The sequence below is a fragment of the Streptomyces sp. NPDC048383 genome (genome assembly GCF_040651775.1).
In the GTDB taxonomy this organism is placed as follows: Bacteria; Actinomycetota; Actinomycetes; order Streptomycetales; family Streptomycetaceae; genus Streptomyces.
In genome coordinates this window covers 474,291-487,506 of sequence record NZ_JBEZKS010000001.1, presented here as the reverse complement: position 1 = coordinate 487,506, position 13,216 = coordinate 474,291, and the positions used below count along the sequence as shown (strand labels likewise).

The 13,216-nt window shown below is 72.6% G+C and carries 13 protein-coding genes; 9 read left to right on the top strand and 4 right to left on the bottom strand.

Going from position 1 to position 13,216, the window contains the following annotated elements:
• Positions 1-36 precede the first annotated feature (36 nt).
• From AB0D46_RS02365 to AB0D46_RS02355, 3 genes are all read right to left on the bottom strand, one after another.
• On the bottom strand, positions 37-687 hold the full coding sequence (locus AB0D46_RS02365) for a hypothetical protein (protein ID WP_362875358.1): 651 nt from the start codon (positions 685-687) through the stop codon (positions 37-39).
• Positions 688-835: 148 nt separating this feature from the next.
• The gene (locus tag AB0D46_RS02360) at positions 836-1,501 is read right to left on the bottom strand and encodes a GntR family transcriptional regulator (RefSeq protein ID WP_362875357.1); all 666 of its coding nucleotides are present in this window, start codon (positions 1,499-1,501) and stop codon (positions 836-838) included.
• A 163-nt stretch (positions 1,502-1,664) separates the two neighbouring features.
• Positions 1,665-3,017 carry an aspartate aminotransferase family protein gene (locus AB0D46_RS02355; RefSeq protein ID WP_362875356.1) on the bottom strand — a complete coding sequence of 451 codons (1,353 nt, stop codon included), beginning with the start codon at positions 3,015-3,017 and terminating at the stop codon, positions 1,665-1,667.
• A 188-nt stretch (positions 3,018-3,205) separates the two neighbouring features.
• Between AB0D46_RS02355 and AB0D46_RS02350 the strand changes: the two genes are divergently transcribed.
• The 5 genes from AB0D46_RS02350 to AB0D46_RS02330 all read left to right on the top strand — a co-directional run bounded on the left by AB0D46_RS02350 (position 3,206) and on the right by AB0D46_RS02330 (position 7,422).
• Positions 3,206-3,835, top strand: coding sequence for a type 1 glutamine amidotransferase family protein (locus AB0D46_RS02350; protein WP_362875355.1), 630 nt, complete (start codon positions 3,206-3,208; stop codon positions 3,833-3,835).
• The gene (locus tag AB0D46_RS02345) at positions 3,828-4,355 is read left to right on the top strand and encodes a MarR family transcriptional regulator (RefSeq protein ID WP_362875354.1); all 528 of its coding nucleotides are present in this window, start codon (positions 3,828-3,830) and stop codon (positions 4,353-4,355) included. The genes AB0D46_RS02350 and AB0D46_RS02345 overlap by 8 nt, the downstream gene beginning before the upstream one ends.
• A gap of 222 nt (positions 4,356-4,577) precedes the next feature.
• Positions 4,578-6,371 carry a serine/threonine-protein kinase gene (locus tag AB0D46_RS02340; protein WP_362875353.1) on the top strand — a complete coding sequence of 598 codons (1,794 nt, stop codon included), beginning with the start codon at positions 4,578-4,580 and terminating at the stop codon, positions 6,369-6,371.
• A gap of 81 nt (positions 6,372-6,452) precedes the next feature.
• Positions 6,453-6,878 carry a nuclear transport factor 2 family protein gene (locus tag AB0D46_RS02335; protein ID WP_362875352.1) on the top strand — a complete coding sequence of 142 codons (426 nt, stop codon included), beginning with the start codon at positions 6,453-6,455 and terminating at the stop codon, positions 6,876-6,878.
• Positions 6,879-7,212: 334 nt separating this feature from the next.
• Positions 7,213-7,422: a hypothetical protein gene (locus tag AB0D46_RS02330; protein WP_362875351.1), complete on the top strand. Its 210-nt coding sequence runs from the start codon at positions 7,213-7,215 to the stop codon at positions 7,420-7,422.
• 188 nt (positions 7,423-7,610) lie between these two features.
• Here AB0D46_RS02330 and AB0D46_RS02325 read toward each other — a convergent pair whose 3' ends face one another.
• A complete protein-coding gene (locus AB0D46_RS02325; RefSeq protein WP_362875350.1) occupies positions 7,611-8,138 on the bottom strand; it encodes a diadenosine tetraphosphate hydrolase in 528 nt (175 codons plus the stop codon).
• Positions 8,139-9,057: 919 nt separating this feature from the next.
• Here AB0D46_RS02325 and AB0D46_RS02320 point away from each other — a divergent pair.
• The 4 genes from AB0D46_RS02320 (at position 9,058) to AB0D46_RS02305 (ending at position 13,111) form a co-directional block, all read left to right on the top strand.
• Positions 9,058-10,374, top strand: coding sequence for a sensor histidine kinase (locus AB0D46_RS02320; RefSeq protein WP_362875349.1), 1,317 nt, complete (start codon positions 9,058-9,060; stop codon positions 10,372-10,374).
• The gene (locus AB0D46_RS02315) at positions 10,371-11,042 is read left to right on the top strand and encodes a response regulator transcription factor (RefSeq protein WP_362875348.1); all 672 of its coding nucleotides are present in this window, start codon (positions 10,371-10,373) and stop codon (positions 11,040-11,042) included. Before AB0D46_RS02320 ends, AB0D46_RS02315 begins: the two co-directional genes overlap by 4 nt.
• Before the next feature lie 87 nt (positions 11,043-11,129).
• Positions 11,130-12,455 carry a histidine kinase gene (locus AB0D46_RS02310; protein ID WP_362875347.1) on the top strand — a complete coding sequence of 442 codons (1,326 nt, stop codon included), beginning with the start codon at positions 11,130-11,132 and terminating at the stop codon, positions 12,453-12,455.
• Positions 12,452-13,111, top strand: a complete 660-nt coding sequence (locus tag AB0D46_RS02305) for a response regulator transcription factor (protein WP_362875346.1) — start codon at positions 12,452-12,454, stop codon at positions 13,109-13,111. Before AB0D46_RS02310 ends, AB0D46_RS02305 begins: the two co-directional genes overlap by 4 nt.
• The last annotated feature ends 105 nt before the right edge of the window (positions 13,112-13,216 follow it).

Here is a 13,216-nt window from a genome sequence, read left to right as displayed (position 1 = left end):
GGGGCCGGTGGAACCGCTCCGCCCGGTTCGTCCGGGTCAGCTGAAGATGATCATCGATCCCTGGCCGAGGCTGCGTGTCGCCGCCGCGTGCAGCCCGAGCCACACGTGGCGCTCCCGGGCGAAGGGGCTCTCGTCGTACGGGATCGGCCCGGCCGATTCCTCCAGCGACGTCGGCCGGCCCGGCGGAGCCGGTGCGGCGGGCGGGTTCCCCGGGTCTATTCCGATCGCCGGGGCGACGACGGCCAGCTCCCGCAGCAGCCCCTGCGCGGACCCCAGCGGTCCGCCCCCGGCCAGCAGTTCCTCGTTGGCCAGCGGAGCCGCGAAGTCCACCGGCACGTAGGCCCCGGCGTGGTCGTAGTGCCACACCAGGTGCGACTGCTGGGCCGTCGGTTCGAACATCTCCAACAGCTGCTCGTAGTCCCCGCCCAGCTCGTCCACCGGCGTCACCGGCAATCCGCAGATCTGCAGCAGGTACGCGCGCCGCAGGAAGTGCAGCGCGTCGTAGTCGAATCCGGCCACGGGGGCCACGTCCCCGTTCAGGCCCGGCATGTACGCGAACACGGGGACGGACGGCATGCCCGCCTCGCCCAGCGCCTTGTCGTAGGAGGCGATCTCCTCCGCGAAGGGGTTGTCGGGGCTGTGGCACAGCACATCGACGAGGGGGACCAGCCACAGGTCACAGGCCACGCGGGCTCCGATCGGTCGGATCAGTCGTGTCGACTGCCACTGATGCCGCCAGCGTAGTGCGCCGGACACGCTCCGCGAAGGGGTGCGCAAGGACCCGGGGCCCCCGGCGCCGCTCACGGGGCCGGGGGCGGGCGCCGCGTCGCGGGGCTCAGAGTCCGGCGGCCCAGTCCAGCCCGTGCTGGTTGTACGCGCGCACGATGCGCCGCACCTCGTCGGCGTCCGCCAGCGTCACGGCCTCGACCAGCTCGTTGTGCCCGTCCCAGAGCGCCGTCCGCAGTTCCGGCGCACCCTGGAGGTACGGCACGGAGAAGACCCAGCACTGCACCCGTATGCGGTGCAGGAACTCGGTGATGTAGGTGTTGCCGACCAGGCCGCTCAGCTCCCGCCAGAACCGCAGGTCATAGCCGATCAGCACTTCGAGCGAGCCGCCGTGCGCGGCCTTGCGCGCCTCCTCCGCCCGGCGGCGCACCGACACCAGCATCTCGCACGCACCGGGGGCGGTGCCGCGTTCGACGAGCCGTCGGAACATGCCGTCCACGATCAGCGTCCGCGCTTCGATCATGCCGACGAAGTCGGCGACGGAGTAGACGCGGACCCGGAACCCCCGGTGCGTGGCGGACTCCAGCAGGCCCTGCGCGGCGAGGTCCACGAGGGCCTCGCGCACCGGCGTCGCGGATACCTCGTACTGCTCGGCGATCTGCTTGACCGTGAACTCGGTGCCCGGCGGCAGCCGTCCCGCGAGCACCTCGTCACGCAGCGCGTCCGCGATCTGCTGCCGAAGGGTGTTGCGGGTGACACCTCCGCTGCCTGGCATAGGGGTCCGTCTCCTCCATAGATCTTCGGACACCTTAGGCCAGGCAGCGCGGCTGAAACCGAACGGTTTACGCACCAGTACGCGACGGGAAACGGCCGGCACGCGGCGGCCGTCCGGCCGGTATGCGGACATAACGCCCGTTATCCGGACGCTATCCGGATGGTCAGGCTCCGGTCGTGTGGCGGTCGGCGACCGTCAGCGCGTCGTCGAGCAGCGCCAGACCCTCCTTGGCCTCGGTCTCCGTGATCGTGCAGGGCGGGACGACGTGCGTCCGGTTCATGTTGACGAACGGCCACAGCCCGGACGCCTTGCAGGCAGCCGCGAATTCGGCCATCGGCGCGTTGGCCGAGCCCGCCGCGTTGTACGGCACGAGCGGCTCGCGCGTCGCCTTGTCCCGTACGAGTTCCAGGGCCCAGAAGGTGCCGAGACCCCGGACCTCGCCGACCGACGGGTGTCGCTCGGCGATCTCGGCGAGCGCCGGGCGGATCACGTTCTCCCCGAGGTGCGCGGCGTGCTCGACGATGCCCTCCTCCTCCATCGTGTTGATCGTCGCGACGGCCGCCGCGCAGGCCAGGGGGTGACCGGAGTACGTCAGTCCGCCCGGGTACGGGCGTGTGGCGAACGTCTCGGCGATGGCTCCGGAGATGGCGACGCCACCGAGCGGGACGTATCCGCTGTTGACCCCCTTGGCGAAGGTGATCAGGTCCGGGGTGACGTCCCAGTGCTCGGCGGCGAACCACTTGCCGGTGCGGCCGAAGCCCGACATCACCTCGTCCAGGATGAAGACGATGCCGTGGCGGTCGCAGAGTTCGCGCACGCCGGCGAGGTAGCCCGCGGGCGGGGTCATGATCCCGGCGGTGCCGGGCACCGACTCCAGGATGATCGCGGCGACGGTCTGCGGGCCCTCGAAGGCGAGGGTGTCGGCGAGGTGGGTGAGGGCGCGCTCGCACTCCTCGGCCTCGGTGCTCGCGTGAAACGGCGAGCGGTAGAGGAACGGGCCCCAGAAGTGCACGACACCGGCCGAGGCGGTGTCCGAGGGCCAGCGGCGCGGGTCGCCGGTCAGGTTGATCGCGGCGGAGGTGGCTCCGTGGTACGAGCGGTAAGTGGAGAGCACCTTCTGGCGACCGGTGTGCAGCCGGGCCATCCGTACGGCGTTCTCCACGGCCTCGGCGCCGCCATTGGTGAAGAAGATCTTGTCGAGGTCCCCGGGGGTGCGCTCGGCGATGAGGCGTGCGGCCTCGGAGCGGACGTCCACGGCGAATCCGGGCGCGAGGGTGCAGAGCCGGCCGGCCTGTTCCTGCACCGCCGCGACGACCTTGGGGTGCTGGTGGCCGATGTTGGTGTTGACCAGTTGGGAGGCGAAGTCGAGGAAGCGGTTCCCGTCGTAGTCCCAGAAGTACGACCCCTCGGCACCGGCGACGGCGAGCGGGTCGATCAGGGCCTGGGCGGACCACGAGTGGAAGACGTGAGCGCGGTCGGCGGCCTTCACGGTCGCGCCGGTGACATGAGGGGTCATGCGGTCACGCTAGAAGTGCGCAGGTGGGGAGGGATATCGGCGGACTGTATGGGGGTGGGGGGCCATCCTCGGCAGTCTGTCCGCCGCGGTCGGGCGCCGGCGGTTCGCCTGCGTGGGACATTGACAGCATGCTGACGAGATGACAGTCTCTTGTCATCTTCCTCGTCGATGCCGTTGGAGGCCACACCATGAGCGAGACCCCGCGCAAGCCCGTCCACCTCGCCGTCTACGACACCTACGCGGACTGGGAGACCGGCCACACCACCGCGCACCTCGCCCAGCGCGGCCACGAGATCCGTACGGTCGGACCCGCCGCCGGACTTCCGGTCACCACGATGGGCGGCCTCCGCGTCCAGCCCGATCTGGCGCTCGCGGAACTGCGCCCCGAGGACTCGTCGCTGCTGATCCTCACCGGCGCATCCCTGTGGGACACCGGCGACGACCTGGCCCCGTTCGCGGCGAAGGCCCGCGAGTTCCTGGCCGCCGGAGTACCCGTCGCCGCGATCTGCGGCGCCACCGCGGGGCTCGCCCGCGAAGGCCTGCTGGACGGCAGGCGCCACACCAGCGCCATCTCCTTCTACCTCGCGGGGCAGCCGGGCTACGGCGGCGCCGAGCGTTACGTCGACGCTGACGCCGTCACCGACGGCGACCTGATCACGGCCGGCCCGACGGAGCCGGTGGCCTTCGCCCGCGAGGTCTTCGCCCGCCTCGACGTGTACAAGCCGGACGTCCTGGACGCCTGGTACCGGCTGTTCCACCACTCCGACGAGAGCGCGTACCCGGTCCTGATGGCGGCCGAGGAGGCCGGCGATGCCTGATCCGCTCCCGCGGGGGGAGGGTCCGGCGGCCGAGGCCGGGGGCCTTGACCGGGCCGACGGCCTGTCGCTCCGGGGGCGGCAGGACCTGCTGAGCCGTACCGCGCTCGGGGTCTTCCAGCTCAACGGCCAGTTCCTCGCCGTCTCGGAGGAACTGGCCCGCCCGGCCGGGCTCACGGCCGCGTGGTGGCAGGTGCTGGGCGCCGTGCTCCGGGAGCCGCTGCCCGTCGCGGGTGTCGCCCGGTCCATGGGCATCACCCGGCAGAGCGTGCAGCGCATCGCGGACCTGCTCGCGGCGAAGGGGCTCGCCGAGTACGTGCCGAACCCCGCCCACCGGCGCGCGAAGCTGCTGCGCCCGACCGAGGAGGGCCGCGCCGCGATCGCCCGCATCCACCCCGGTCACGCCGCCCTCGCCGACCGCCTCGCCGAGGAACTGGGCGAAGCCGCCTTCGCGGAAACGGCCCGCGCCCTGGAACGCCTCTCCACGGCCCTCGCCGCCATCACCGCGACGCCCGACGCGTAAGGAGCTGCGGGGGGTGAGGGGGGCGCGGGCGCGGGCGGGCCCGGGCGTTGGATGCGCGCGTGGGGCCGGGGCCGTACGGGCCGCTTCGGCGGCCGGACACGTACGGGCCGCTCGGCCCCGACGGCGCAACCGGCCGAGCGGCCGGAACCGTCCCTCCCCTTGCGGAGCCCACCGCATTACGCTCGGCCCGTCCGGCCAGTGTCAGGGGGAAGGACCCCGGCGATGGAACAGTTGCGCCCCGCCGATCCGCATCACATCGGCCCCTACCGGCTCCTGTGCCGTCTCGGCGCCGGCGGCATGGGCCAGGTGTACCTCGCCCGGGCGGATCGGGGGCGTACCGTCGCCGTGAAGCTCGTACACCCCGCCCTGGCCCGGCACGAGCCGTTCCGCAGCAGGTTCCGGCACGAGGTCGCCGCCGCCCGGCGCGTCGGCGGGGCGTGGACGGCGCCCGTGCTCGACGCCGACACGGAGGCCGACGTCCCCTGGTTCGCGACCGGCTACATCGCCGGCCCCAGCCTGCGTCAGGCCGTGAGCCACGACTTCGGGCCCCTGCCCCCGCGCACCGTGCGGACCCTGGCCTCCGGCCTCGCCGCCGCCCTCCAGGACATCCACCGCGCGGGGCTCGTCCACCGGGACCTGAAGCCGTCCAACGTCCTGCTGACCGTCGACGGACCCCGCGTCATCGACTTCGGGATCGCCCGGCCCCCGCAACGGCCCCCGGACGACCCCGACGAAGGCCTCACCCGGACCGGCGAACTCCTCGGCTCCCCCGGGTTCACGGCCCCGGAGCAGGTGCTCGGCGGGCCGGTCACCCCCGCGTGCGACGTGTTCTGCCTCGGCGCCGTCCTGGCGTACGCGGCCACCGGCCGGCTGCCCTTCGGCGACGCGCGGCAGCCCGGCGGCGGCTCCGGGTTGCTGCTGCGCGTCATCGAAGCGGAACCGGACCTGGACGGCGTACCGGCGGAGTTGCGCCCGGTCGTGGCGGCCTGCCTGCACAAGGACCCCACCGCGCGGCCGGATCCGGCGGAGGTGTGGGCGCGTGTCGGGGCGGGGGACGCCGCAGCCGGCGACGGGCGGGCTCCGGAGCCGTGGCTTCCGGCGCCGCTGGTGGCGCAGCTCGGGCGGCACGCCGCCCAACTCCTCGACCGCGAGCAGGGTGGGCCGGACCGGGCGCCGCAGGAGGGGGAGGGAGCGGGGGCGCCGTGGGTTCCGCGTGCACCGAGTGCACACGTACCTCGGACGTCGGGGGCGCCGGGGACCGCTCGGACCCCTGAGGGGCGTGCTCGGATACCGCAGGCCGCGCCCATGCCCGCGCCGCCTACCCCGCTGATGCCCCCGCTGCCGGTCGCACCCGCGCCGGTGCCTCTGGCGGTGCCGGTGGCGGTTGCGGCGCCTGTGCCGGTGGCGGTGGCGGTGGTGGCGCCGGTGGCGCAGCCCGCCGGCCGGGACTACGAACCGCCGACCGCCGCGGCCGGGGCCGAACCCCCGTCCCGCCCGCATGGCGCGTCGACGGTGTTCCTGTTGGCGATCGCCGCCGTCGCCGCCGTGGCGGCCGGCGGCTCGGTGTACGCCGTCATGAGCGCGGAACCGGAACCGCCCTCCCCCGCCCCGGCCCCCACCGCGTCCGCCGTCGGCCCGGGCCGGGATTCCGCTCCTCCCGCAGGAAGTCGTGGCGCAGACCCGGGCGAGGGTCCCGGCACCCTACCCAAGAGCTACGTCGGAACCTGGCGTGCCGACCACGGCTCCTCGACGTGGCACCTGACCCTGACCCCCGGCACGGTGGGCGACACCGTCATGGCCCTCCGCGTCGAGAACCCCGGCTACGTCTGCTCCTGGCGGGCGCCCCTGCGAAAGGGCCCGGACCCGGTCGAGCTCGACGCCTCCACCGTCGCCCCGGATAGCCCTCCCACCTGCACTTCCGGCAGTCCGAGCCGACTGCGCCTGCTGCCCGACGGGACCCTTCGGCGCGAGCTGGAGGAGGCATCGATTCCCCCTCTCACGTATCACCGGGAGTAGGCCGCAGCCGATTGTGTCGAAGTCAATAAGCCTGCAAGCAAAGCTTGTTGCGCGAGAGGGCCCCGTCGCACACTGCGGCACATGGAGCCGTTGAAGGTAGTGGCACAACTGTGGGAGCGGATCGAGGCACGCGACTGGGACGGCGTGACCGGGCTCATCGCCGAGGACGCCGTCATCGAGTGGCCGGTCAGCGGCGAACGCATCGTGGGCCGGGCCAACTTCATCGCCGTCCTCCGTGACGAGGGGGACGCGGGCGACGCGGCGGGCGAGGGAGGTGGGGACGAGCGGACCACCGGACAGGTCGAGGTCCTGCGCATCCTCGCGGACGGGGACCTCGTGGTCACCGAGGTGGAGATACCCGAGGACCACGTCCTCTACCGGGCGGTATCCCTGTGGACCGTACGGGAGGGGGAGATCGTCGGGGCCCGCGAGTACTGGACTAGCCCCGGCCAGGACCCCGCCCCCCGCTGGCGAGCGGGGTACGTCGAACCTCTGGTCGCAGACTGAGCCCGCCTGCTCACCCAACTCGCCGCCGCGACCGGGGTACTGGCCCTGTCGACCGTCGTACCCGGCCCGGACATGGCGATCGCGACCGGGCGGGCCGTCTCGCGCGGGCGGGCCGCCGGGCTGCGCACCGTCGGCGGGATCGGCGTCGGGCTGCCGCTTCGGGGCGCCCTCACCGTGGCCTGACCGGCCGCGCTGCTCGCCGTGTCCGCCGAGGTGTACCTGATGGTCGGACTCGCGGGGGCGGCGTACCTGTGCTTCCTCGGCATCCAGTCTCCGCGCCGGCCGGCCGGTGCGTGCGGGGAGGCGCCGGGTCAGGGCGTGGGGGAGGCCGCCGGTGGCGGTACCGGCGGCCTGGGCGTCCGGGCGGCCGGGCGACCGGGGCGGCGACGGATCGGCCGGCGCGTGGCGCACCGGCCTGATCGCCAACGACGCCCTCAACCCGAAGATCGCCGTCCTCTACACCGGCCTGCTACCACCCGTCGCCCGGGGAGCCTGCCTGCGGTGGTCGGGATGGCGCTCCTGGTGCTGGTCCACGTGGTGCTGACGGTGGCCTGGTTGAGCACCTACGTCTACGTCCTGTCCCGCGCCCGGCGATTCTTCGCGCGTCCGCGCGTCCGCGCGTCCGCCGGACGATGGGCCGGGTGACGGGGATCGTCCTGATCGGCTTCGGCGTGCGGGTCGCGACGTCGGCCACGTAGCTCGCGGGTAGGGGGGTCGACTGCGCCTGGCGGTTTAGCCCAGCAGCCGGTCGAGTTCCTCGGAAACGGCTGCCCGCACGGCGTCGTGGCGGGGGGCCAGCGCATACCGGTCTCCGCGCCAGAACTCCTCGTCCTCGTACAGCCAGACCGGCAGCCGGACGATGTCGTCGGCCTCCCAGTCGTAACGGGGCCAGATGTGGGCGTGCAGGTACGGGTCGGTGTTGCCGAGGATCTCGATGTTCACGCGTCGGAAGGCCGGGTCGAGGCGCGCGCAGGCACGCTCGACGGCTTCCGCGAGCCGTTCCAGGTCGGTGAGGTACGCGATCCGGCGCGTCGGCGGCAGATCGGAGAGTCGGGTCACGGCGGGGTCGTCGGTCAGCAGCACGGAGTACCCGGGCAGGAACTGACGGTCGCCGATGGCCGCGAACCCGGAGTCGAGGCGGCGCAGGACGGTGGGGTTCTCCCCCCGGTGCGCGCTGCCGATGCGGTCCGTTCGCCAGTCGGTCTGGCTGTCGGTCTGCCGGGCGGCCTGACTGTCGGGCCGGTTGTCGGTGTCGTTCATCCCCGGACCCTAACGAAAGGTGCGGTAAGGACTCCGTACGGCCGTCACATGGCTCTGGGGTCGGGCCAGTCATACCTGAGAGCTACACGCAAAGGCGGCTCCGCAGCGTGACGACGACGAGGCCTCCTGATTCCTAACTTCGGTACCAGGTCGGGCGCTTGCCCGGTCGGAACCGCAGGAGAAGGAAGAGAACACGCCATGACCACGAGCAGCCGCATCCGCCGTACTCTGCTGGCCGGCCTCGTTGCCGCAGCCGTCGTGTTCCTCGTCTCCGCGGCGGCGTCGCCGCGGACACCCGCTCCGGCGCCCGCGATCATCGCCGAGTCGGCGACCGCGCGGGAACGGTACGCGGCGAACCTCGGCAACCCCGCGGAGGCGGCCCGCACCGCACACGGCGCGGGCCACGTGGCCCGGGCCGCGCGGCTCCGGGCCATGGCCGCCGCCCCGGACGGGATTCCCTCCGGAGTAGGGGAGCGAGCAGTTCTGGCTACCGGTGTTCGCGACGGCCCTGGCCGTCTGGTGGGCGGCGTTCCGCTCCCACGAAGACCCCCGCCCCACCCGCCGCCCTCCCTCACGACGCCCCTTCTCCCCCGGGCCGCCCCGGACCGCGCAGCCCACGCAGCCCACGCAGCCCACGCAGCCCACGCAGCCCACGCAGCCCACGCAGCCCACGCAGCCCACGCAGCCCACGCAGCCCACGCAGCCCACGCGCAGAACGCCCGCCCGCCGCGTCGGTCACGGCATGACGGCGCGCAGCACTTCCGACCGCCCGGCCCCCGCACCCACGCCCCTACACCCGCCTCTGCAATTCCCCCTGCTCCCGACCCCGTCGCAAGGTCGGTCCTTGATCCGGGGCCGCAGCGTGGCCGGGGTCGCCCGACTTCCGTTGAGGAGATCACCCATGCCTAGGCTGTCCCGCGTGAACAAGCAACCGGCGCCCTTGGGCGGGTCCTTGCCGGCCGACCCCGGCAACCGCGGCAACCCGGTCGGTGAGCTCTTCACCCTGCGCCCCGCCCCGCTGCCGCCCGTGGCCCGACCGTCATGGCAGGCCCGGCTGCCACACATCGTGGTCCTGCTCCTGGCGGCCTTCTTCGGGCTGGTCGTCAACCATGAACTCACCGAGTACCACCGGCTCACCGGTGGCTTCCCGGCGGTGGCAGCGGGCCTGACCGGCGCATCCGTCGCCCTCGCCCTGATCCGCCCGATACCCGCCTGGTGGCTCGCCCTGATCACGGCGGGGGTGGTCACCGGCGTGGCCCGGGACCCCGTACGGGAGGGCGAACCCTGGCCTTGGCCGCCCAGCGGGTACCCGGCCTCCGCCCTGATCGTCCTGTTGGTGGCACTGCGGGTGTCGCCCCGAGCCACCGTGTGCGTGGTGGCCGTCTCGGCTGGTTCCACCGGTCTGGCCGAGCTGCTCTTCCGGCCGGGGCAGGGCGCGAGCACGTTCGTCGCCTCCGGGCTCCTCTTCGGGATCGCCGGGCTCCTCGGGTGGGTACTGCGCGCCCTGCGACTGGCCCGCCGGCAGCTGGTCGTGCAGGAGAACGTGGCCGACGAGGAGCGGGCCCGGCGGACCCTGCTGGAGGAACGCAGTCGGATCGCGCGCGAGTTGCACGATGTCGTCGCCCACCACATGTCGGTGATCTCCATCCAGGCTCAGGTCGCCCCGCACCTGGTGGAAAGCCCGTCCGAGGAACTGAAGGAGAACCTGGCGGGCATCCGGCAGAACGCCCTGGAGGCCCTCACCGAACTGCGCCGGGTGTTGGGCGTACTGCGGTCCGAGCAGCCCGAGGATCCCGCCGACCCCCATCACCCGCAGCCGACCCTCGCCGAACTGAGCGGGCTCGTCGCCAACGTGCGGGGCGCCGGCATGGACGTCACCACCGAGACGGCGGGGGTCCGCCGGTCGTTGCCGGCGGGCGTCGAGCTGACCGCGTACCGGATCGTGCAGGAGGCCTTGAGCAACTGTCTGCGTCACGCTCCCGGTTCGCGGGTGGAGGTCGGTGTCGCGTACGGGCCGCGCGATCTGCACCTGTGTGTCGCCAACTCCGCTCCGACCCGGCCCGCTCCGCCCTCACCCGGAGCGGGGCACGGGCTGCTCGGGATGCGGGAGCGGGCGGGCATGCTGGGCGGCGAACTGGCGGCGGGCCCACGACCCGGCGGCGGTTACGAGGTGAGTGCCGTCCTGCCCCTGGATCCGTCGTTCGGGTCCTCCTCCGAGACGAAGAAGGACAGATGAGCACTCCGATCAGGGTGGTGATCGCCGACGACCAGATGATGGTGCGGCAGGGCTTCACCGTCCTCCTGAACGCGCAGCCGGACATCGAGGTGGTCGGTCAGGCCGTGGACGGGGCGGATGCGGTGGCCAAGGTCGCCGAGCTGGGTCCGGACGTGGTGCTGATGGACATCCGCATGCCGGGCATGGGTGGCATCGAGGCCACGTCGGTCATCACCCGCGCGCCCGGTTCGGCGGTGAGGGTGCTCGTGCTGACCACCTTCGACCTCGACGAGTACGTCTATGAGGCGCTGCGCGCGGGCGCCTCCGGGTTCCTCCTGAAGGACGCCTCGGCGGAGCAGCTCGCCGAGGCGGTGCGCGTGGTGGCCGCCGGGGAGGCCCTGCTGTCGCCGAACATCACCCGGCGGCTGATCACCGAGTTCTCCCGGTTGGGGGCGCCGCGGGCCCCGTCGAAGGCGCGCATCGAGGCGCTGACGGAGCGGGAGACCGAGGTGCTGTCGTTGATCGCCCAGGGGCTGTCCAACGCGGAGATCGCCGAGCACCTGGCGGTGGCGGAGCAGACCGTGAAGACGCACGTCAGCCGGGTCCTGGTGAAGCTGGGGCTGCGGGATCGGACCCAGGCGGCGGTGTTCGCGTACGAGACGGGTCTGGTCCGTCCGTCGGGCTACTGAGGGGCCCGCGTAGTACCTGAGAGGGACCCACAGAAATCCCCTTCCCTACCGACGCGGGCTACCGCGGCCCCCACCTACGGTTCAGGTATGACCGAGACGACCACCGGGGCCACCCCCCGACCGCCAGAGCTGCGGATGGCCACGGGCATCATGCAGAGCCTGCGTGATGACCTGATCACCCACGCGTTCGCCTACCGCCCGCTTCCGCCGATGCCCACGGACGGACCGTTGACCCGGCGGCTGTCCCCGAGGATGGCTGCGAGGGTGGCGTACCTGCCGCACGCGGCGATATGCGCGACGGCGTTCTTCGTGGTCCTGCTGGCAAGCGCGGGCAACATCGGTGGGGCGCCCCTCCAGTACCTGGTGATGGGACTGATCGCGGCGACCCCGCTGCTGATGACCCTGGTCCGGCCGGTGGGGGCCTTCTGGGCTGCGTTGGCGGCGACGGCGGCGCTGTCCGTCCTCCACGCCCAGAGTTTCACCTGGCCGTGGTCGCCGAGCACCTTCGTGGCCTACCTCGCGACGGTCACGGTCGTGGCGGCGCGGACCCGGCCCAGGGTGGCCGGTTGGATATGGGTCATCACGGTCGTGTTCGGCGAGCTCCTGCCGATCCTGGTCGGTTCCTCCAACGCGGGGGAGGCCGCCCCGATGGCCTTCGCGTCGGCGGTGGCGTTGTTGGTCGTCACGGTGCGCAACACGCGCAGGGAGGCACGGCAGGAGGTCTCCGCGCAGCAGAAGGTGACGGCCGTCGAGCGGGACCGGCGGACGCTGCTGGAGGAGCGGACGACGATCGCGCGGGAGCTGCACGACGTGGTCGCCCACCACATGTCGGTGGTGGCGATCCAGGCCGAGGCGGCCCCGTACCGGGTGAAGAACCCGCCGCCGGAGCTGGAGGCGGCGTTCGTCACCATCCGGGAGAACGCGGTGGCCGCGCTGACGGAGCTGCGCCGGGTGCTGGGTGTGGTCCGGTCCGCGGACTACGAGGCACCGGACGCCCCGCAGCCGACACTGGCTGCGTTGGAGGGGCTGCTGGCCAACGTGCGGGAGGCCGGTCTGAGGGTGGAGAAGACCGTAACCGGTGCCGTGCGGGAGCTGCCGCAGGGGGTGGAGCTGTCGGCGTACCGGATCATTCAGGAAGCCCTGAGCAACAGCCTGCGACACGCGCCGGGTGCGGTGGCCGAGGTGGAGGTGTCCTACGTGCTGGGTGGTCTGGGGGTACGGGTCGTCAACGGCCCGCCGGTCGGTGATGTCCGTCCTTCGCCCGGCGCGGGGCACGGCATCACCGGGATGCGGGAGCGGGTGGCCATGCTGGAGGGGGAGATGACCGCCGGGGAGAGCGCGGACGGCGGGTACGAGGTCGCGGTGTTCATACCCGTGCGCAGCCGCCCCGAGTCCGTGGAGGAGTCGACATGACGATCAGGGTGCTCATCGTCGACGACCAGATGATGGTGCGCGAGGGCTTCTCGGTCCTGCTGAACGCGATGGACGGCATCGAGGTCGTGGGCGAGGCCGTGGACGGCCGGCAGGCCATCGCCCAGGTGGCGGCCCTGCGGCCGGACGTGGTGCTGATGGACATCCGGATGCCGGAGATGAACGGCCTGGAGGCGACGCGGCAGATCGTGGCCTCCGACACGGACGCGAAGGTCTTGGTCCTGACCACCTTCGACCTCGACGAGTACGTGTACCAGGCGCTGCGGGCGGGTGCGTCGGGTTTCCTGCTGAAGGACGCCTCCGCCCGGCAGTTGGCGGACGGGGTGCGGGTGGTCGCCGCCGGGGAGGCCCTGCTGGCCCCTTCGGTGACGAAGCGTCTGATCGTGGAGTTCTCCAAGCTGGCGGAGGCTCCCCGGCTCGCCGATCCGGCCGGGGTGACGGAACTGACGGAACGGGAGACGGAGGTCCTCGTCCTCATCGCGCAGGGCCTGTCCAACGCCGAGATAGCGGACCGGCTCATGGTCGCGGAGTCCACGATCAAGACGCACGTGAGCCGGATCCTGGTGAAACTGGGCCTCCGTGACCGAACGCAGGCAGCGGTGTTCGCCTACGAGACCCGACTGGTGACGCCGGCGTAGCACTCGACAACGCCTGAATATGACGATCCATCAGATCGCCTGGCGGAGTCGTCCGGCCCGCCAGGGTTCGACATCGAACTCCTTCGCCCCCACGTCGCGACGGCG

Excerpts from the sequence above, each read along its gene's own strand:
- AB0D46_RS02360 (WP_362875357.1), bottom strand. The coding sequence starts at position 1,501 with ATGCCAGGCAGCGGAGGTGTCACCCGCAACACCCTTCGGCAGCAGATC.
- AB0D46_RS02355 (WP_362875356.1), bottom strand. The coding sequence starts at position 3,017 with ATGACCCCTCATGTCACCGGCGCGACCGTGAAGGCCGCCGACCGCGCT.
- AB0D46_RS02350 (WP_362875355.1), top strand. The coding sequence starts at position 3,206 with ATGAGCGAGACCCCGCGCAAGCCCGTCCACCTCGCCGTCTACGACACC.
- AB0D46_RS02345 (WP_362875354.1), top strand. The coding sequence starts at position 3,828 with ATGCCTGATCCGCTCCCGCGGGGGGAGGGTCCGGCGGCCGAGGCCGGG.
- AB0D46_RS02340 (WP_362875353.1), top strand. The coding sequence starts at position 4,578 with ATGGAACAGTTGCGCCCCGCCGATCCGCATCACATCGGCCCCTACCGG.
- AB0D46_RS02335 (WP_362875352.1), top strand. The coding sequence starts at position 6,453 with ATGGAGCCGTTGAAGGTAGTGGCACAACTGTGGGAGCGGATCGAGGCA.
- AB0D46_RS02325 (WP_362875350.1), bottom strand. The coding sequence starts at position 8,138 with ATGAACGACACCGACAACCGGCCCGACAGTCAGGCCGCCCGGCAGACC.
- AB0D46_RS02315 (WP_362875348.1), top strand. The coding sequence starts at position 10,371 with ATGAGCACTCCGATCAGGGTGGTGATCGCCGACGACCAGATGATGGTG.
- AB0D46_RS02310 (WP_362875347.1), top strand. The coding sequence starts at position 11,130 with ATGACCGAGACGACCACCGGGGCCACCCCCCGACCGCCAGAGCTGCGG.
- AB0D46_RS02305 (WP_362875346.1), top strand. The coding sequence starts at position 12,452 with ATGACGATCAGGGTGCTCATCGTCGACGACCAGATGATGGTGCGCGAG.